19 protein-coding genes are annotated in these 18,604 nt (G+C 40.1%); all 19 read right to left on the bottom strand.

The window, feature by feature from the left end:
- Window positions 1–6: 6 nt before the first annotated feature.
- The 19 genes from fliF to rplS all read right to left on the bottom strand — a co-directional run bounded on the left by fliF (window position 7) and on the right by rplS (window position 18,510).
- Window positions 7–1,611 (bottom strand): flagellar basal-body MS-ring/collar protein FliF, encoded by a 1,605-nt coding sequence (fliF, locus tag NSQ41_RS11035; RefSeq protein WP_339209922.1) that lies wholly within the window; start codon window positions 1,609–1,611, stop codon window positions 7–9.
- A gap of 46 nt (window positions 1,612–1,657) precedes the next feature.
- On the bottom strand, window positions 1,658–1,954 hold the full coding sequence (gene fliE / locus NSQ41_RS11040) for a flagellar hook-basal body complex protein FliE (RefSeq protein WP_066246512.1): 297 nt from the start codon (window positions 1,952–1,954) through the stop codon (window positions 1,658–1,660).
- Between the two features lie 16 nt (window positions 1,955–1,970).
- Window positions 1,971–2,414 carry a flagellar basal body rod protein FlgC gene (gene flgC / locus NSQ41_RS11045; protein ID WP_066246514.1) on the bottom strand — a complete coding sequence of 148 codons (444 nt, stop codon included), beginning with the start codon at window positions 2,412–2,414 and terminating at the stop codon, window positions 1,971–1,973.
- Complete coding sequence (gene flgB / locus NSQ41_RS11050; RefSeq protein ID WP_063386658.1) at window positions 2,414–2,803, bottom strand: flagellar basal body rod protein FlgB; 390 nt, start codon at window positions 2,801–2,803, stop codon at window positions 2,414–2,416. The genes flgC and flgB overlap by 1 nt, the downstream gene beginning before the upstream one ends.
- Window positions 2,804–3,151: 348 nt before the next feature.
- Entirely contained in the window at window positions 3,152–3,931 is a 780-nt protein-coding gene (codY, locus tag NSQ41_RS11055; protein ID WP_339196556.1) for a GTP-sensing pleiotropic transcriptional regulator CodY, read from the bottom strand.
- A 32-nt stretch (window positions 3,932–3,963) separates the two neighbouring features.
- Complete coding sequence (gene hslU, locus NSQ41_RS11060; RefSeq protein ID WP_339209925.1) at window positions 3,964–5,367, bottom strand: HslU--HslV peptidase ATPase subunit; 1,404 nt, start codon at window positions 5,365–5,367, stop codon at window positions 3,964–3,966.
- Between the two features lie 15 nt (window positions 5,368–5,382).
- Entirely contained in the window at window positions 5,383–5,925 is a 543-nt protein-coding gene (gene hslV / locus NSQ41_RS11065) for an ATP-dependent protease subunit HslV (RefSeq protein ID WP_339209927.1), read from the bottom strand.
- Window positions 5,926–5,939: 14 nt separating this feature from the next.
- The gene (gene xerC / locus NSQ41_RS11070; protein WP_339196564.1) at window positions 5,940–6,851 is read right to left on the bottom strand and encodes a tyrosine recombinase XerC; all 912 of its coding nucleotides are present in this window, start codon (window positions 6,849–6,851) and stop codon (window positions 5,940–5,942) included.
- A gap of 63 nt (window positions 6,852–6,914) precedes the next feature.
- A complete protein-coding gene (gene trmFO, locus NSQ41_RS11075) occupies window positions 6,915–8,222 on the bottom strand; it encodes an FADH(2)-oxidizing methylenetetrahydrofolate--tRNA-(uracil(54)-C(5))-methyltransferase TrmFO (RefSeq protein ID WP_339196567.1) in 1,308 nt (435 codons plus the stop codon).
- A gap of 119 nt (window positions 8,223–8,341) precedes the next feature.
- Window positions 8,342–10,420, bottom strand: a complete 2,079-nt coding sequence (gene topA, locus NSQ41_RS11080) for a type I DNA topoisomerase (RefSeq protein ID WP_339209930.1) — start codon at window positions 10,418–10,420, stop codon at window positions 8,342–8,344.
- 160 nt (window positions 10,421–10,580) lie between these two features.
- Complete coding sequence (gene dprA, locus NSQ41_RS11085; protein ID WP_082830336.1) at window positions 10,581–11,546, bottom strand: DNA-processing protein DprA; 966 nt, start codon at window positions 11,544–11,546, stop codon at window positions 10,581–10,583.
- Entirely contained in the window at window positions 11,524–12,426 is a 903-nt protein-coding gene (sucD, locus tag NSQ41_RS11090; protein WP_066246522.1) for a succinate--CoA ligase subunit alpha, read from the bottom strand. Before sucD ends, dprA begins: the two co-directional genes overlap by 23 nt.
- Window positions 12,427–12,443: 17 nt before the next feature.
- Window positions 12,444–13,604, bottom strand: a complete 1,161-nt coding sequence (gene sucC, locus NSQ41_RS11095; RefSeq protein ID WP_063388418.1) for an ADP-forming succinate--CoA ligase subunit beta — start codon at window positions 13,602–13,604, stop codon at window positions 12,444–12,446.
- Window positions 13,605–13,722: 118 nt separating this feature from the next.
- Window positions 13,723–13,992: an EscU/YscU/HrcU family type III secretion system export apparatus switch protein gene (locus NSQ41_RS11100; RefSeq protein ID WP_063388419.1), complete on the bottom strand. Its 270-nt coding sequence runs from the start codon at window positions 13,990–13,992 to the stop codon at window positions 13,723–13,725.
- A complete protein-coding gene (locus NSQ41_RS11105) occupies window positions 13,989–15,476 on the bottom strand; it encodes a hypothetical protein (protein ID WP_339209931.1) in 1,488 nt (495 codons plus the stop codon). The genes NSQ41_RS11100 and NSQ41_RS11105 overlap by 4 nt, the downstream gene beginning before the upstream one ends.
- A 5-nt stretch (window positions 15,477–15,481) precedes the next feature.
- A complete protein-coding gene (locus NSQ41_RS11110; RefSeq protein WP_235600460.1) occupies window positions 15,482–16,243 on the bottom strand; it encodes a ribonuclease HII in 762 nt (253 codons plus the stop codon).
- Window positions 16,244–16,541: 298 nt separating this feature from the next.
- Complete coding sequence (gene ylqF / locus NSQ41_RS11115; RefSeq protein WP_063388422.1) at window positions 16,542–17,396, bottom strand: ribosome biogenesis GTPase YlqF; 855 nt, start codon at window positions 17,394–17,396, stop codon at window positions 16,542–16,544.
- A 9-nt stretch (window positions 17,397–17,405) separates the two neighbouring features.
- Window positions 17,406–17,957 (bottom strand): signal peptidase I, encoded by a 552-nt coding sequence (lepB, locus tag NSQ41_RS11120; protein WP_063388423.1) that lies wholly within the window; start codon window positions 17,955–17,957, stop codon window positions 17,406–17,408.
- 211 nt (window positions 17,958–18,168) lie between these two features.
- Window positions 18,169–18,510 (bottom strand): 50S ribosomal protein L19, encoded by a 342-nt coding sequence (rplS, locus tag NSQ41_RS11125; protein ID WP_063388424.1) that lies wholly within the window; start codon window positions 18,508–18,510, stop codon window positions 18,169–18,171.
- Window positions 18,511–18,604: the final 94 nt, after the last annotated feature.

Consider the following 18,604-nt stretch of genomic DNA (forward strand, 5'->3'; position numbering starts at 1 on the left):
TTCCCCCTAGTCTTCATAGAGCCAAGTGCGCAATAGTTTAGCGAATTCGTCAGGCTTCTCTTTGGCAAGCTCCTCAAGCTTCCTACGCTGCTCATTTGCTTTCGTTTGCTCGACAGATTCTTCTTCTTGCACAGGCTGCGGTACCACTTCTTCTATTTCGTCAAATTCATCATCTTCATATTCATCTTCTTCGTCTCTCCGTCTTTTCCACCACCATAGGAATAACAATCCAAGAAGCAGAATGCCTGCTCCAATTAACACATAGCCCCAAATTGGGAATGATGATGGCTCCTTTAAATCATCCGCATTTATTTTGCCTGAAAACGGCTGAACAGAAACTACGATTTTATCTTCAATGTCTTGATCCGTTAACGGCTCGGCCTCCGGATCTTCATAGATGCTTGTCCGAACAATTGTTGATAAAATTTGTTCAATATCATCTACACTCTGCTGCGGCAACGAATTTGGATTTTCCGGATTCGGGGGCTCAACCATGACTTGAATGCCCAGATCTCTAATTTTATATGGACTTTCAACAATTTCCCGTTTGATCCGGTTTACCTCATAATTGATTCGGTCTTCAATTTTTTCATATTCTCCTTCTCCGTTTGCACCGGCAGCCTGTTGATATGTATTCGGGACATCTGTTTGACCTGTTCCAGCAACGCCGGCAGCTTGCGCCCCAGTACCTGTGTATGTTTCCGTAATCCGTTCTGCACTGATGGCAATTCCTTCATTGTTCTCTTCATCAACTGGCTCCACTAAGTTTTCTTCCCGCTTTTCCTGGGTAAAATCAATATCAGCTGATACGTTGACAACCACTTTGTCTTGGCCCATCATCGTACCCAGCATTCTTTGAACTTGCCGTTGAATATTTTTTTCAATTTCCGATTTGATTTCAAGCTGGGAAGCAAAATTAGTGCCAGGTGTATCCTCTTGTTTCAAATCATAATAATCAAAATTTTGGTCCATTATAACAATGTTTTCAACCGGTAAATTCGGCACGCTCTTGGAAACAAGGTGATAGAGTGCGTTCACTTGCGATTGATCAAGCTTGTAACCCGGCTCCAAATTTAAAACAATGGAAGCTGATGCTTCTCCTGCGTCCTCGCCGACGAATACCGTTTCTTTAGGTAAATTGACCATCACTTTAGCGTTTTTTACGCCTTCGATTTCTTTAATTAAATTGGCCAGTTCTGTTTGTGTAGCTTTTAATTTTAATACATCAAATTCATTATCTGTCATGCCAAAACCGATATTTTGTCCAAAATACGAATAATCGATATTTCCGCTTTCAGGAATACCTTCAGCAGCAAGTTCCACTTTCAGTGCATTTGCTTCGCTTTCTGGCACTTTAATAGTTGTTCCGTTATCGGCTATTTCCGATTGAATCCCTTTGTTATCGAGGGTTTCTTTGATTCGGCCAGCTTCTTCCAATGATAAATTCGTATATAGCGGTATCATTTTCGGTTTTGACAAAACTATTGACGAAACGATAATGGCAATGATGATGAGCGATGCGCCTCCGATGATGAGGGCTTTTTGCCATTTTGTCCTTTGCCTCCAAAATGACAAAATTGTATCCTTTATTTGCAGTAGTTTTTGATTCATTCTTTCTGATCCCCCGATAATGACATTCCATTTCTAAATAGACTAATTATATTTGCATTCTCATCACTTCTTGATAAGCTTCAATGACTTTATTCCTGAATTCAACAGTTGCTTCAAGTAAAATGCTCGCTTTTTGTGCTGCGATCATGACATCATGAAGCTCTACATTTTGTCCTGCTGCAAGAGCATTTGTCAGCCGATCGGAATTTAATTGAGCTTCATTGACAGCTTCCAGCGATTTTTTCAACATATCTGAAAAGGATGATTTCCCAGAATTTTCCGCACTTTGTGCTCGGTTTTCAAGCTGAATCGATTGAGTCGGAAAAGAAATTTGCTCAATCATTTACATCACTCCTATTCTATTTCCCTATTTCCAATGCTTTCAGCAGCATGTTTTTCGATGCATTAAAGCTTGTAACATTTGCTTCATATGAGCGCGTGCTGCTGATCAAGTCGACCATTTCTTTTAAAGGATCTACATTTGGCAAAGAAACATATCCATTTTCGTCTGCATCAGGATGGTCGGGATCATAAACGATTTTAAAAGGCGTCTCGTCCTCAACAATGGCTTGAACTCTCACGCCGTTTCCAACGCCGTTCAGCTCTTGATTCAGAAAAGCTGAGAAAGGTTTTGTATCCTCTGCTGTTACAACCATTTTCCGGCGGTAAGGCTGCCATTGCCCGTCCACATATTCAGCTCTAGTCGTCTCCATGTTTGCCATATTCGATGAAATGACATCCATTCTCAGTCGCTGAGCTGTTAAAGCTGATGCGGAAATGTTTAAAGACTGAAAAATCCCCATTATGTACGACCACCTTTTATTACTGTTTTTAATGAATTAAATTTGCCATTCAATCTGTCAATCAATGCATTGTAGAAAATTTGATTTTCCGCAAGCTTTGCCATTTCTTGATCAATGTCGACATTATTCCCATTATGCTGATAAGCACTGTTTGTCCTCGTTTCCACAATCGATGTGCTTTCGCTGCCCACAAAAGGAAGATGACGCGGATTGGTCCGATATGCATCCAGTTTTATTTGTTGATCCAAAACGTTTTTAAAATTAACTGTTTTCGCTTTATACCCTGGAGTGTCCACATTTGCAATATTATTGGCTATAACTTTTCCGTTTAAGGAAGAAATTCGAATTGCCTGCTCCAAATTGGCTATTGAATTAGAAAATATTTTCATTGCTCCCTCCAAAAGTATGATGATCTTGTATTGCAAAAGAAATAAGAAGTAAAAATGTCGAATTTTGCTAATTTATAAATATTATTTTAAAAAAGAAACAGCTTAAAGTCTATGTATAATTTGTAAAAAATCGTCGTACATTGCGATTATTTTTTTTCTAGTTCTAAATAACTATCACTTTTTTAACATTGGAATTTGATTCTGCAGCTTTTTCAGAGGGATGAGTAGGAGGTTAGAACTTATTGAAATTGGACAAATCAGCCGATTTTCAAGAAGAAATTTGTAGAAAACATTTATAAAAAGCTGCTTCAAAAGGTTTGATAAACAAACCTTTAGAGCAGCTTTCTTTTAATGGTTTTTTAATTTTTCTAGTTCAACTAAAAATTTGTTGTTTAACACTTTAATATATGTGCCTTTCATACCAAGAGAACGAGATTCAATGACACCAGCGCTTTCTAACTTGCGAAGCGCATTGACGATCACAGATCTGGTAATGCCGACGCGGTCAGCAATTTTGCTTGCAACTAGCAATCCCTCTGTGCCGCTTAATTCTTCAAAAATGTGTTCGATTGCTTCGAGTTCGCTGTATGATAAAGAGCTGATTGCCATTTGGACAACCGCTTTGCTTCTCGCTTCCTCTTCAATTTCCTCAGCTTTTTCTCTTAAAATCTCCATTCCAACAACAGTTGCCCCGTATTCAGCCAATATTAGGTCATCATCATTAAATTGGGTTCCCAGTCTAGATAATATAAGGGTTCCTAAGCGGTCTCCGCCTCCGATGATCGGAACAATGGTCGTATATCCGTTTTTAAAGAGCTCGCGGTTCTCAACGGGAAATGCAGTATATTCGCTATATACATCTAAATTTGGTGACGTTTCGGTAATATTAAATAAACTTTTCGTATACTCTTCAGGAAATTTTCTTTCCTCCAGCATTTTTTTCATGCGGTCATTATCTATTTGCTTGTTCAAGCCGAAGCCTAATACTTTTCCTCGGCGGCTGAGCACAAAAATATTTGCTTCAATGACTTCACTTAATGTTTCCGCCATTTCTTTAAAATTAACAGGTTTTCCTGCCACCTTTTGCAGCATCGCATTAATTTTTCTTGTTTTTTCTAATAACTCCATGATCTCAAATCCTCCTAAAAAATTTCATCTTTTTATAAAATAAATTGACTTAAATCTTTGTTTTGAACAATTTTATTTAATTTTTCTTCCACATAGTTCGGTGTAATCACAACCTTTTCTAAATTTATCTCCGGCGCTTCAAACAACAAGTCTTCCAGCAGTTTTTCTAAAATGGTATGAAGCCTTCTTGCTCCAATATTATCTGTATCTTGGTTCACTTGGTAAGCAATTTCAGCAATTTTACGAATAGCTTTGTCAGAAAATTCTAATTTTATACCTTCCGTCTCCAATAATGCTTCATATTGTTTTAATAAAGCATTATCCGGTTCAATTAAAATTCGGACAAAATCATCTGCCGTCAGCTTTTTCAATTCCACGCGAATCGGAAAACGTCCTTGCAATTCAGGGATTAAATCCGATGGCTTCGCGATGTGAAAAGCGCCAGCTGCAATAAAGAGTATATGATCGGTTTTTACGGTGCCATATTTTGTTACAACTGCAGATCCTTCCACGATTGGAAGTATATCTCTTTGCACACCTTCGCGGGAAACATCAGCACCAGAACTGTTGTGGCCGTTTTTGGCGATTTTGTCGATTTCATCGATAAAAATGATGCCTGATTGTTCCGCGCGTTCAATGGCAAGCTGTGTCACTTCGTCCATATCAATCAGTTTTGCTGCTTCTTCATTCGTCAAAACCTTTCGGGCGTTTTTCACAGTAAGCTTTCTTTTTTTCTTCCTTTTTGGAAGAAGACTGTTCAAAGCATCCTGCATATTAAAGCCCATCTGCTCCATCCCTGTCCCTTGCAGGAGATCGAACATAGAGGGCTGCTGTTCCTCAATTTCAACCGTAACAAAATGATCTTCCAGTTCGCCTGCTGCTAATTTGCGCGCGATTTCTCTCCGCTTCTCCTTTAGATCCTGTTCATTTTCTCCCTGAGTTTCGAACGAATTTGTTTGTTGATTTCCTCCGAAAAGCATTTCTAAAGGATTTTTGTAAGCAGCCTGTTTTTTCTTACTCGGGACGAGGAGCTCGACCAGCCTGCGATTGGCGTTTTCTTCCGCTTGAGCTCTTACTTCCTGCATTTTTTCTTCCTTCACAAGCCGGACGGAAGTTTCCACTAAATCGCGAACCATCGATTCCACATCTCGCCCGACATACCCTACTTCTGTAAATTTTGTTGCCTCCACCTTTACAAAGGGCGCGCCGACGAGCTTTGCAATTCTCCTAGCAATTTCAGTTTTTCCAACCCCAGTCGGACCAATCATTAAAATGTTTTTCGGAACTACTTCATCGCGAATTTTTTCATCCAATAAGCTTCTCCGGTATCGATTTCTTAACGCAACAGCAACCGCTTTTTTCGCTTCTTCCTGACCGACTATGTATTGGTCTAATCGTTCAACAATTTGTTTCGGAGATAATTGCATTTTTTTCATTCGCCTCCCTCCTTTCTAAAGTTCCTCAACGATAATGTTATTGTTCGTAAAAACGCAAATATTTGCTGCTATTTCTAGAGCGGATTTAGCGATTTCTTTGGCAGACATTTGTTCACCGGCATATTGTTTCAATGCACGGCCTGCAGCAAGGGCATAATTTCCCCCTGAGCCGATAGCTAAAATGCCATCATCCGGTTCGATTACTTCACCCGTCCCAGAAAGGAGCAGAAGCTTTTGGGCATCCATCACAATTAACATTGCTTCTAATTGTCTTAATACTTTGTCGCTTCGCCACTCTTTTGCCATTTCCACAGCTGCTCTTGCCAAATTGCCGTTATACTCTTCCAGGTTGCCTTCAAACTTTTCAAACAGCGTAAACGCATCAGCAACAGATCCCGCAAATCCAGCAAGCACTTTTCCATTATAAATTTTTCGGACCTTTCGTGCTGTATGCTTCATCACAACTTGATTGCCAAGTGTTACTTGTCCATCACCTGCCATCGCGCATTGTCCTTTATGGCGAATGGCAAAAATCGTTGTCGCATGAAATGTTGACAATTGCAAGCCTCCCTTTAAGAATCTTTTGCTCGTGGATGGTAGGCCATATAAACATTTTTCAAATGGTCTTTTGACACATGGGTATAAATTTGCGTTGATGATAAATGAACATGGCCCAAAAGTTCTTGAACACTTCTTAAGTCAGCTCCAGCATTTAAGAGGTGAGTCGCAAAAGTATGCCTAAACATATGCGGATGAAGATGCAGATTTTTTGCTGAAGCATCTATCAGCTGTTTTAATATATACCGAACTCCCCTTGCTGTTAAAGGCTTTCCCCGATGGTTTACAAACAAAAAGCGATGATCCTGTCCGGACTGATTTTTCATCAGCTTGCTTCTGCCATCATGGATATATCGTTCCGCTGCCTGACGTGCATAGCTTCCGAAAGGCACATAGCGCTGTTTGTTTCCTTTTCCATTTACTAAAATGGTCTCAATGGAAAAATCCAGGTCTTCAAGGCGAATTTCGCATAATTCGCTTACACGGATTCCCGTTCCATATAAAAATTCCAAAATCAATTGATTCCGCTGCCCGAGCGGATCATTAAGGTCGGAAATGGAAAACAGCATTTCCAGCTCCTCATCAAATAAAAATCTAGGGATCGCTTTTTTTTGCTTCGGAAGTGACACTAAAGAAAAAGGATTATCCGTTACATATTTTTCCCGCAAAAGAAAATGATAAAAAGTTCTAATGCTTGAAATTTTACGGGAAATGGATGTTTTGGAATACTTTTTGCTTAAATCCGTCAAAAAAATACGTATATCTGAATATTGAACGTCATCCAGCCTTTCTAACCCTTCTTTTTCCATAAAAGAAAAAAAATCATTCAAGTCATGCAGATAATTCACAATTGTATATTGTGAATAATTTTTTTCAATTTGTAAATATTCAATGAATAAATTTAAAAAATTCTTAACATTTTCCACTATTAGCACCTCACAAAGGGCTACTAAATCGTATCACATTTGCAGTAGCCCTTTCAATCCATTTTATAATTTTTTCGAAATTTTTTGAATAGTTTGAAGTGCTCTTTTTGCCAATTGTTCATTTCTTTCTTTTTTCACTTTAATGTGGGTGTCAAGCGGTTTAAAAAGACCAAAATTCGCATTCATCGGCTGAAAATTATTCGGATCTGCCGTTGTAATATACTTTGCCATGCTTCCCATTGCTGTTTCATCAGGAAATTCAATCAATTCCTTTCCCAAAACGAGGCATGCCGCATTAATGCCTGCTATTAATCCGGAAGCAGCTGACTCAACATAGCCTTCTACGCCAGTCATTTGTCCGGCGAAAAACAAATCCTCGCGCCCTTTATATTGATAAGTTGGTCTAAGCAGTTTCGGGGAATTGATAAACGTATTTCGATGCATCACTCCATATCTGACAATTTCCGCCTTTTCAAGCCCCGGAATCATCTGAATGATTTCCTTTTGCGGACCCCATTTTAGATGAGTTTGGAAGCCGACGATATTATACAAAGTCCCTGCCGCATTATCCTGCCGCAGCTGGATGACGGCAAAAGGACGCTTTCCTGTTTCGGGATGCTCCAAGCCGACAGGCTTCATCGGTCCGAAAAGAAGCGTTTTCTTTCCTCTCTTTGCCATGACTTCAATCGGCATGCATCCTTCAAAAAAGATTTCTTTCTCAAATTCTTTTAGAGGAACAGTTTCCGCGCTGATTAATGCCTCATAAAAGCGGTCGAACTCTTCCTCTGTCATCGGACAGTTTAAATATGCAGCCTCCCCTTTGTCGTATCTTGATTTCAAATATACTTTTTCCATATCAATGCTGTCTTTTTCAATTATCGGTGCGGCTGCGTCGTAAAAATATAAATATTCCTCGCCAGTAAGCTTTTTTAATGCTTCCGATAATGCTTCTGAAGTTAAAGGTCCTGTCGCTATTACCGTCGGCCCTTCTGGAATGTCCGTTACTTCTTCGTGAAAGACGGTAATATTGGGATGTTCTTTCACCCGTTTAGTGACGATATCCGCAAATTCGTGGCGATCAACGGCAAGTGCACCCCCAGCCGGAACGGAACATTGATCAGCAGCCGAAATAATTACGGAGTCACACATTCTCATTTCTTCTTTCAATACTCCGACTGCATTTGTCAAAGAATTGGCTCTCAACGAATTAGAGCAGACCAGTTCAGCAAATTTATCAGTATGATGGGCCGGAGTTTGCTTTTTTGGACGCATTTCGTACAAGCGAACTTGAATGCCTCTTTTGGCAATTTGCCATGCCGCTTCGCTTCCAGCTAGCCCAGCACCGATAACGTTGACAACTTGATTGTTCATTTTAGCACTCCTCCGTCTTTTTAAAAGCTCTCTTCTTGTTGTGTTTTCGAAAAAAAACTGCCGAAATATCTCCATGAAGAAGGTGAGCTTTACATTGCTCACCAAAGAGAAGATATTTGTTAACGCTGCGGTTCTTCTTTATAGTCGCAAGAAGAACATTGCACTTGAACACCTTTTTTCAAACGTTTTTCTACCAAAATTTCTCCACATTTCGGACATTTTCTTTCAACCGGCTTTTCCCAAGAAATAAAATCGCACTCTGGGTAACGGTCACATCCATAAAATACGCGGCGTCTCTTCGACTTTCTCTCCACAATATTTCCCTCATGGCATTTCGGACACTTCAAACCGATTTCTTTTAAAATCGGTTTTGTATTGCGGCAGTCTGGAAAATTGGAGCAAGCCAAAAATTTTCCGTACCTTCCCATTTTGTAAACCATTTCGCTTCCGCATTTTTCACACTTTACACCGGCATATTCATCTTTTATTTCTACCTTTTCCATTTCATTTTCGGCTTTTTTAACATTCTTTGAAAAATCATGATAAAATTCATCAATAATTTTTACCCAATTTACTTTTCCTTCTTCAATATCATCTAAATCATGCTCCATTTTCGCAGTAAATTCCACATCCAAAATTTCAGGGAAAAATTCCATCATCAGCTCGTGGACAATTTGGCCAAGTTCTGTTGGGACAAATCGTTTGTTTTCAAGCGCAACATACCCTCTTCTTTGAATGGTATCGAGCGTCGGTGCATATGTAGAAGGACGTCCTATGCCTAATTCCTCCAGCGTTTTGACAAGCCTCGCTTCCGTATACCTTGGAGGCGGCTGTGTAAAGTGCTGCTCCGGTTTTAATTCTTTTGAAAAGATTTTATCCCCTTCCTGAAGATCAGGCAAAAGACGATTGCTTTTATCTTCTTCTTGATCGTCCGTCCCTTCTACATATACTTTCATAAAACCATGGAATTTGATTTTTGAACCGTTTGCACGGAACATAACACCATTGTTCTCCAAATCAACGCTCATCGTATCCATGACAGCCGGCGACATTTGGCTCGCGATAAATCGTTCCCAAATCAGTTTGTATAATTTATATTGGTCTTTTGTTAAAAAGTCTTTTATTCCATCCGGATTTCGAAAAGCGCTGGTCGGCCGTATCGCTTCGTGAGCATCCTGAACATTGCCTGATTTCTGACTTCCTCTCGTTTTGGCTTGCACATATTCACTGCCAAACATCTTTTCAATATAACTGATTGCCTCCGATTTCGCTGTGTCTGAAATTCGCGTGGAATCGGTACGCATATAAGTAATCAATCCGACAGTGCCTTCCTTGCCGAGGTCTATTCCTTCATACAGCTGTTGTGCTACCATCATCGTTTTCTTCGCACGGAAATTGAGTTTCCTTGCAGCTTCCTGCTGTAAAGAGGAAGTAGTAAATGGAGGTGCAGGATTTCTTCTCCGTTCTTTTTTTGTTACTTTCGTTACAGTAAACTCATTTCCAATAACTTTTTGGAGCACCTGTTTTACATCTTCCTCTGTTTTCAACTCCTTTTTTTTGCCTTCAACACCCCAAAAAGCAGCTTCAAACGACTCCGTTCCTTTAAGAAAGTCTCCGTTAATCGTCCAATATTCCTCAGGCTTGAAATGTTTAATTTCATTTTCACGATCGATAATTAGACGGACAGCAACAGATTGAACTCTCCCGGCACTTAAACCCTTCTTTACCTTTTTCCAAAGGATCGGGCTGATATTGTAGCCGACCAGCCTGTCTAATACCCTTCTTGCCTGCTGGGCATCAACTAAATCCATGTTAATAGCTCTTGGCGATTTAAAAGAATCTTTGATCGCATCTTTTGTAATTTCATTGAACACAACGCGGCAATCGGATTGGATATCAATATCTAAGCTTTGCGCTAAATGCCACGCAATCGCCTCTCCCTCTCTGTCCGGGTCGGCTGCAAGAAAAACTTTTTTCGCCTTTTTGGCAGCGTTCTTGAGCTCTTTCAGAACCGGCCCTTTCCCTCTTATCGTGATGTATTTTGGTTGAAAATTGTGCTCTATGTCAACTCCCATTTGACTTTTAGGCAAGTCCCGAACATGGCCCATTGAAGCCTTCACGGTATATTTTTTTCCTAAATACTTTTCAATTGTTTTCGCCTTTGCTGGCGACTCCACAATGACTAAGTAGTCCGACATTCATTTTTCCTCCTTAAGAGGTTTTCTCTCTTTTTATGCATCAGTTTATGAAAATGATTGTTGATCATTCAACTGTTAAAATAATCTTCACTATTATTAAATATTCCAATGCATTTTGTCAAACAGTATTCATCAGCTTCCGCCTTTAGACGCAAAAAAATTATTTTTCTTCATACATCGGCTTTAATTCTTCTATAATCTCATCAGGTGACAGGGCAAGCGCTGCCCCTTCCTTTAACAATTGTATATTCCCTTGAAATAATGGATCAAATAATGGCACCGGGGGTGAAAAAACGATTCTCCCTTGTTCCAAAGCATGCTGGGCAGTGATAAGAGAACCGCTTCGTTTGGAAGCTTGAGCAACAAAGGTTCCTAAGCTTAATCCGCTAATAATTCTATTTCGCATTGGAAACATCCATTTTTCCGGTCTTTTATATGGAGGATGCTCAGAGAGGAGAAGATGCTCCTTTTGGATGATTTTAGCCAGCTCCATGTTTTCCTTCGGATAAATATGATCAAATCCGCCAGCGATTACGGCAATTGTTTTCGAATTCTCCTCAATGGCCGTCCAATGGGCTTTCGCATCAATACCGAGGGCAAGCCCGCTGATTATCGTAAATTTTTGCTTCGCCAAATGCGTAACAAAATATTGAACAAGGTCGCAGCCATATTTCGATGCATGACGAGTTCCGACAACGCTTAAATTTCGGATATTTTTTAATAGACTAATATCCCCTTGGCAAAATAAAACGGGAGGCGGATCAAAAATATGCTTTAAATACGTTGGATAATGGGAATCAATGATCGTAATCAGGTGGATATTCCTGTTTTTATAATAGTTTAGCAGGCTCTCCGTTGAAATGGATTGGTAATCTTCTATAAACGTTGAATAGTTTTTAGGAGGAATAAACAGACGGGTGGCTAATGTTTGAGGCGTTAGATGCAGAGCTTCTTCATACATGCCTTCCTGTTCAAAAAGCTGAACGATTCTTCTCTTTGCCGCACCTTTGCAATGAGCGAGTTTTATTAATAAATTTCTAGGATTAATAGCCCTCACCTCAATTCTATAAAGAAGGAATAGCCTTGTGGCTACTCCTTTTGTTTTAATGAGTTTTGCATTTTTCATATAAACCTTTTTCTTTTAAAACTGAGATTAACGTCTCGCCAATAACGGAAGGAGTATCTGCGACTTTAATACCACATTCATTCATTTTCTTAATTTTTTCCGCTGCTGTTCCTTTACCTCCGGAAATAATTGCGCCCGCATGTCCCATGCGTTTTCCTGGAGGTGCTGTTTGTCCGCCGATAAATCCTACGACTGGTTTTGTCATGTTTGCTTTAATCCACTCAGCTGCTTCTTCTTCCGCTGTACCCCCGATTTCACCAATCATAATGACGGCATATGTTTCCGGATCTTCGTTAAATGCTTTTAGCACGTCAATGAAGTTTGTGCCGTTTACAGGGTCCCCGCCAATTCCAACAGCCGTTGACTGACCAATGCCTGCTTGCGATAGCTGATGAACCGCTTCATATGTCAAAGTACCTGAACGGGAAACGACTCCGACATGTCCCTTAGTGTGGATATATCCAGGCATAATGCCGATTTTACATTCGCCAGGTGTGATGACTCCCGGGCAGTTCGGTCCGATTAATCGAGTTTTCTTTCCTTCCATGTATCTTTTTACTTTGACCATGTCTAAAACCGGGATATGTTCTGTAATACAGATGACTAGGTCAAGCTCCGCATCAACCGCTTCCATAATGGCATCCGCTGCAAAAGGAGCTGGGACATAAATAACGGAAGCATTGGCACCGGTTTGTTTCACCGCTTCTTCAACCGTGTTGAAAACCGGAACTCCTTCGACTTCCTGACCGCCTTTGCCTGGGGATGTCCCGCCGACAATCTTCGTTCCGTATTCAAGCATTTGTTTCGTATGGAATAATGCAGTAGATCCAGTAATCCCCTGAACGATTACTTTTGTATCTTTATTAATAAATACGCTCATTCTTCTCCCTCGCTTTCCTATTTCACTAATGAAACGATTTTTTGCGCCCCGTCTGCCATAGACTCTGCAGATGTAATATTTAGGCCTGACTCTTCTAGTATTTTTTTACCAAGCTCAACATTCGTTCCCTCAAGACGAACGACTAGCGGGATCGTCAAGCCAACTTGTTTTGTCGCTTCAACGACACCTTGTGCGATGACATCGCATTTCATAATGCCTCCAAAGATATTGACGAAAATCCCTTTTACGTTTTCATCCGACAAAATAATTTTAAACGCTTCCGTAACCTTTTCTGCCGTTGCGCCGCCGCCGACATCTAGGAAGTTTGCTGGCTCACCGCCGTAATATTTAATAATATCCATCGTTGCCATGGCAAGACCTGCTCCGTTTACCATGCACCCGATATTGCCATCAAGAGCTATGTAGCTTAAATCATATTTTGAAGCTTCAATTTCTTTCGGATTTTCCTCATCTAAATCACGATATTCCAACACATCTTTTTGACGGTATAATGCATTGGAGTCAAAGTTTAGTTTAGCATCCAAAGCCATAACCTTTCCGTCGCCTGTAACGACAAGCGGGTTAATTTCCGCAATAGAGCAATCCTTTTCGACAAATACTTGATAAAGTCCCAACATAAATTTAACAGCTTGTCCGACTAATTCTTTCGGAATGTTAATGTTAAATGCGATTCGGCGAGCTTGGAAAGGTTGAAGTCCTACTGCCGGATCAATATATTCTTTGAAGATTTTTTCCGGTGTTTTCGCTGCCACTTCTTCAATTTCGGTGCCGCCTTCCTCAGACGCCATCAAAACAACGCGGGAGGTTGCGCGATCAACAACAAAACCAACATAATATTCTTTTTTAATGTCACAGCCTTCTTCAATTAAAAGACGTTTGACTTCTTTTCCTTCTGGTCCTGTTTGATGTGTAACGAGCGTTTTTCCTAACAATTCACTAGCATACTCGCGAACCTCTTCTAAACTTTTCGCTACTTTTACTCCGCCAGCTTTCCCGCGGCCGCCAGCATGAATTTGCGCTTTGACTACCACTACGTCAGTACCCAGCTCTTTTGCCGCTTCAACCGCTTCCTCAACGGAAAACGCAACTTTGCCGTTCGGTACCGTGACGCCGTATTTTCTGAGGATTTCTTTCCCCTGGTACTCATGGATATTCATATCCCATCCTCCTAACTTATGTATCTTAGCCTTTTCGAGGCAATTTTAGACTGCGCTTTCATTGTATAAAAATGTTTCATCATTGTCTACCATTCTTTATAAAAAGACGTCGTTTATTTCATCTTTGCTGGTCTAAGCGGTATATAAAGCTTAAAAGCTCAGCTACCACTTCATAAAGCTCCTCGGGAATTTGCTCATTTATTTCCACTTCTGACAAAAGTTCAATAAGCGAGGGATCTTCTTGAATCGGAACATTGTTTTCTCTCGCTTTTTCAATGATTTTTTCAGCGACATACCCTTTACCTTTTGCCGATACTTTTGGCGCGGCGTCCTTTTCATCGTTATAGCTGAGGGCAACAGCTTTTAAATCTTTTGTTTCTTTTTTCATATTTTGATGTCCACCTTCTGGTAAGGTTGTCCGGAAATGACCTTTTGAGTTTGTTCATCCGTTTTTCCCTTTTGGATAGAAACTCCTGTTAAAACATAATTGATTTGTTTTAAATTTTCCTGAAGGCTTCCCAAATGCTGAACAATATCGCTTTCTTCAAGAATGTCGTTGTAAATCGTAACTTTTACAGCGCGATTTTGAATGAATACGTCCACTACTGTTTCTTTTATTTCTTTTAAATACAATGAAAAAACGATTCGGCAAAAATTAGGATTTATTTTTTCTGTTTCGTCTTTTTTTCCGTTGATTTGGATTGTAATATCCGTCCATTGCTCTCCTAACTGAATGGGGACATGAATAAAAAATTGTTCAACAGGTCCTTTTTGTTCCCGCATAAAATGCTGTCCGTTTATGTAATCTAAAGCGCGCTCCATCGCCCCTCTTAAACTTGAATGTTCCATATTTTGCAAATATTTTATAAGCAGTGTCTTTAATGGCCATTCACTCTGACCGCTACTGCTTTCAGCATGTTCAAATAAGCCGATTTTGGCTATCGCTGTTTTTAACAATTGTTTTACTTCTTGAGCGGAAACGTTGTGGATGCTTTGCTGAAACATCGCTTTCAGCATATTTTTTTCTTCCGCGTTCAGCATTTGTCCAATTCTACTTCCGTCCGCCTTGTCTTTTGTGAATGGTTGAAGCAATGCTTGCTCACTGTTTTCATTCAATATAAGCTGCTTAATGGCTAGCGGATTTTCTTTCATCCAAAATTCAAGCTTATTCAACAATTGCTTGGAAAAGGTGTCATTTCTTTGCCGCAATATTTGGTTCACTTCTTCGGCTTTATATAGAAAACGAAGGTTTGTAAGCTGAAACAGGTTTCGGTTTAGATCTTTCATGTCCTCGGCTCTTCCGCTATTGTTTAACATTTCGTCTAATTGAAAAAGGAGCTGAGACAGCTTCTTCTCGTCTAGAACAGCCAGCAAAGGACGGATGACATGCTCCGCAATTGGCAGTTTTTTTTCAAAAGCGATGAGAAGCGCCTGAAATAAACTTTCACGAGGAGCTTTTCCCTTAAAGGACTGCAAAATGTTGATGGCAAGAGCCAAGTCTTTTTTGGAAAAAGGAATTTCATTTTCCAGCAGCAAATCAATAAGCTGCGAGGCCGCATTGTCAGCAGGCAGGCGGAAATGTTCAAGAATAGCCCGGCCTGTATGACCTTCATCTTTTTCCGGAAACAAAAGCTTCAGTCTGATTCCGCTTTCCGTTACTTCAGTCTGAAACCAATAAGTTTTCATTGCTTGAATATCCGCCTCAACAGCAGCGGTTAATTTCATTTTTCCAATTGCAAGCAATGCATGAGAATTAGGATAAATTTTCAACACTTTTCCTTTCACAATCTCTTGATCTTGAAATGTTTTGGCCGCGGGATCAAAAAGAGATTGAAGACTTATCTTCCTAAGAAGAGCAGATATTTCATTCATTCTTATCACCCGTTAAAAAAGTTTAACGCATCTTGTACCGGAGCAAAGCTTTTCCGATGATGCTCCGTCACACCGTGCTTCTCGATCGCTTCCAAATGCTGCTTTGTACCGTAGCCCACATGACGTTCAAAGCCGTATTCCGGAAATTGCTTTCCCAGCTCTTCCATGTACCTGTCTCTCACAACTTTTGCGATGCAGGAGCTTGCTGCAATCGTAATGCTTTTTTCATCACCCTTAATGATGGAAAGCTGCGGAATATTAATTGGTAATTCAAGAGCATCAATCAATAAATGATCCGGCTTTGCCTGCTTTAACTGATCAATGGCTAAAAGCATTGCTTTTTTTGTCGCATTGTAAATGTTTAGCTCATCAATTTCTTTTGCCGACACAAACCCAATCCCGACATCTACTGCCAGATCCATTATGTATTGAAAAAACTCTTCCCGTTTTTGCTTCGAAATTTTTTTCGAGTCCGTCAGCCCCGGCAAATAAAATTCATCAGGCAAAATCACGCAAGCAGCAACGACCGGACCTGCAAGACACCCTCTTCCCACTTCATCAATGCCTGCCAGCATTCGAAATCCCTTTTCTTTCAATGCTCTTTCGTATTTGCACATGTTTTGAAACTGCTGTCTCAATTGCTGCTCTTTTTCATATTGCTTCAGCCATTTTTTTACTAATTTTTGGACGGTTTTCCGCTCATCTTTTTGGCAGGCAAGAAAAAAAGGGTCGTTTATATCATGGATGGCACTGAGCTTTTCTTCAATTTCCTTTGCCGTTAAATTCAACTTTCTTCAACCTCTCCCTTAATATTTGCATTTGTAAATTTCGTTCGAATAGTTTGTACATGAACGGCTTCCTCGGCTGCAATTTGATTAAGCGTCTATTTTTCAAATGCTCAAATGACTTTCAAGACTTTTTTACTATTTCTCGAAAGCTTCTTTGGAAGCTCTTTACCCGTCAAGAAAGGAAAACCGATTAACCGGTTAAGCGCCGATTGCACCGCTTCTCTCAAGTGAACGAGTTTTGTTAAAAATAAAATATAGACACGCGGAATGCGTGCCTTTATTCATTTGGCCGGTCAAAACTTATTTTCCCCAGCTTCAATGTCCGAACATCCCTTATGAACACTTCCGCCGTCTTGTCATAGTCTATCAGGCCGCCAGCTGATAAACAGCCTCTTTTTTTTCCAATATGATCAAATAAGTCGACGATTTCATTTTCATTTGATAGATTGTCGATTTGATAGCGATCCATTAAACGATCTGGATAATGCTTGATCAAGTATCGCATCGCATAAGCTGCTACATCCTGCAAATTTAAAATCTCATCCTTAATGGCGCCTGTCGCAGCCAGCTTCAGCCCGACTTCTTCATCTTCAAATTTCGGCCAAAGAATGCCTGGGGTATCGAGCAGCTCCAATTCTTTTCCTGTCTTGATCCAGCTTTGCTGTTTCGTTATGCCTGGACGATCGCCGGTTTTGGCAATGTTTCTTCCTGCAAGGCGATTGATCAGCGTTGATTTGCCGACATTCGGAATTCCAACAATTAATGCGCGGATCGCCCTTGGTTTTACCCCTTTTGCTTTCATTTTTTCACGTTCTTTTTCGAGCAGTTCTTTTGAAAGCTGCACGATTTGTTTTAGTCCTGATCCTGTTTGCGAGTCGATGGCTATTGATGCAATGCCCTGTTCTTTGTAGTACTGAATCCATTCTTTCGTAATGCTTTCGTCTGCCATATCCTTTTTATTTAAAATTAAAATTCTTTTTTTATTGGCAATAATGTCATCAATCATCGGATTTCTCGATGACTGAGGGATTCGGGCATCGACAAGCTCATAGACAATATCTATCAGTTTCAATTTTTCAACAACTTGCCGTCTCGCTTTTGCCATATGCCCTGGAAACCATTGAATCGTCATCTACTTCACCTACTTTACAACTCCAAATTCAGAAAGCGGCCAATAAACAAAATTAGTTTTCCCCATAACTGATTCAATCGGAATGGTCCCTATATGCCGCGAGTCTTTGCTGTATCTTCTATTATCACCCATAACAAACAATTCGCCTTCAGGCACAGTTGATCTTCCAATAATGTCTTCAAGTTTAAATGGTTCTGTTAAAGGGCCATCCACGCCGTTTTGTTTATATTTTTCCAAGTATGGCTCTTCATACTTCTTGCCGTTAATGTAGAGGGTGTCATCTTTATATTCTATATGATCGCCAGGCAAACCGATGACACGCTTAATGTAGTCTTTCTCTTCCGTTGCATGGAAGACGACAATGTCAAAGCGTTTTATTTCACCAAGCTTCGTTCCGATTTTATTCACGATCATTCGGTCCTGGTCTTGTAATGTCGGCATCATGGAAACTCCATCAACGACAATCGGAGCAAAGAAAAACGTCCGAATGACGACCGCCAACAAGACGGCGACACCTAGAGCTTTCATCCACTCAAAAAATTCATTTTTTTTACGTGACATTTCTTTCACACCTTTATGTTTTTAAAATGGTTTTTTATTTATTTTAATACAATTATTGGCTTAACAAAAGAACATGTCCACCTATTTTTAAACAGATTATGCTTTCGCTAAATAATTTTTTCCAAAAATATTAAATGAATTCATAAGTGAATGACTGCTCACATGACAAAAGGGCCTGTATTGAATACAAGCCCTTTTTATGTTCGAATGTTTATCTTTCTTTAATGCGAGCTGCTTTACCATGTAGATTGCGCAAATAGTAAAGTTTTGCACGACGCACTTTGCCTCGGCGAACAACTTCGATTTTCGCAATTCTTGGAGTGTGCAGCGGGAATGTACGTTCAACACCTACGCCGTAAGAAACTTTACGAACAGTAAATGTTTCGCTAATACCGCCGCCGCGGCGTTTAATTACAACTCCTTCAAAAACCTGAATCCGTTCACGGGAGCCTTCAACAACCTTCACGTGAACACGGACGGTATCCCCAGGTCTAAATTCAGGCAAATCTGTGCGAAGTTGTTCTTTCGTAATTTCTTCAATTAATTTTTGCATCGCAATCATCTCCTTCCAACAGATGCTCATACAAGATGCTTGCAGCGGAACATCGTTTTAAAAAGACAAGACCGGCTGTCTATGTCACAAAACG

The organism is Aeribacillus sp. FSL K6-8210, assembly GCF_037963925.1.
GTDB lineage: Bacteria > Bacillota > Bacilli > Bacillales > Aeribacillaceae > Aeribacillus > Aeribacillus composti.

Excerpts from the sequence above, each read along its gene's own strand:
- fliF (WP_339209922.1), bottom strand. The coding sequence starts at position 1,611 with ATGAATCAAAAACTACTGCAAATAAAGGATACAATTTTGTCATTTTGG.
- fliE (WP_066246512.1), bottom strand. The coding sequence starts at position 1,954 with ATGATTGAGCAAATTTCTTTTCCGACTCAATCGATTCAGCTTGAAAAC.
- flgC (WP_066246514.1), bottom strand. The coding sequence starts at position 2,414 with ATGGGGATTTTTCAGTCTTTAAACATTTCCGCATCAGCTTTAACAGCT.
- flgB (WP_063386658.1), bottom strand. The coding sequence starts at position 2,803 with ATGAAAATATTTTCTAATTCAATAGCCAATTTGGAGCAGGCAATTCGA.
- codY (WP_339196556.1), bottom strand. The coding sequence starts at position 3,931 with ATGGAGTTATTAGAAAAAACAAGAAAAATTAATGCGATGCTGCAAAAG.
- hslU (WP_339209925.1), bottom strand. The coding sequence starts at position 5,367 with ATGAAAAAAATGCAATTATCTCCGAAACAAATTGTTGAACGATTAGAC.
- trmFO (WP_339196567.1), bottom strand. The coding sequence starts at position 8,222 with ATGAACAATCAAGTTGTCAACGTTATCGGTGCTGGGCTAGCTGGAAGC.
- topA (WP_339209930.1), bottom strand. The coding sequence starts at position 10,420 with ATGTCGGACTACTTAGTCATTGTGGAGTCGCCAGCAAAGGCGAAAACA.
- dprA (WP_082830336.1), bottom strand. The coding sequence starts at position 11,546 with ATGAAAAATGCAAAACTCATTAAAACAAAAGGAGTAGCCACAAGGCTA.
- sucD (WP_066246522.1), bottom strand. The coding sequence starts at position 12,426 with ATGAGCGTATTTATTAATAAAGATACAAAAGTAATCGTTCAGGGGATT.
- sucC (WP_063388418.1), bottom strand. The coding sequence starts at position 13,604 with ATGAATATCCATGAGTACCAGGGGAAAGAAATCCTCAGAAAATACGGC.
- NSQ41_RS11100 (WP_063388419.1), bottom strand. The coding sequence starts at position 13,992 with ATGAAAAAAGAAACAAAAGATTTAAAAGCTGTTGCCCTCAGCTATAAC.
- NSQ41_RS11105 (WP_339209931.1), bottom strand. The coding sequence starts at position 15,476 with ATGAATGAAATATCTGCTCTTCTTAGGAAGATAAGTCTTCAATCTCTT.
- ylqF (WP_063388422.1), bottom strand. The coding sequence starts at position 17,396 with ATGACGATTCAATGGTTTCCAGGGCATATGGCAAAAGCGAGACGGCAA.
- lepB (WP_063388423.1), bottom strand. The coding sequence starts at position 17,957 with ATGTCACGTAAAAAAAATGAATTTTTTGAGTGGATGAAAGCTCTAGGT.
- rplS (WP_063388424.1), bottom strand. The coding sequence starts at position 18,510 with ATGCAAAAATTAATTGAAGAAATTACGAAAGAACAACTTCGCACAGAT.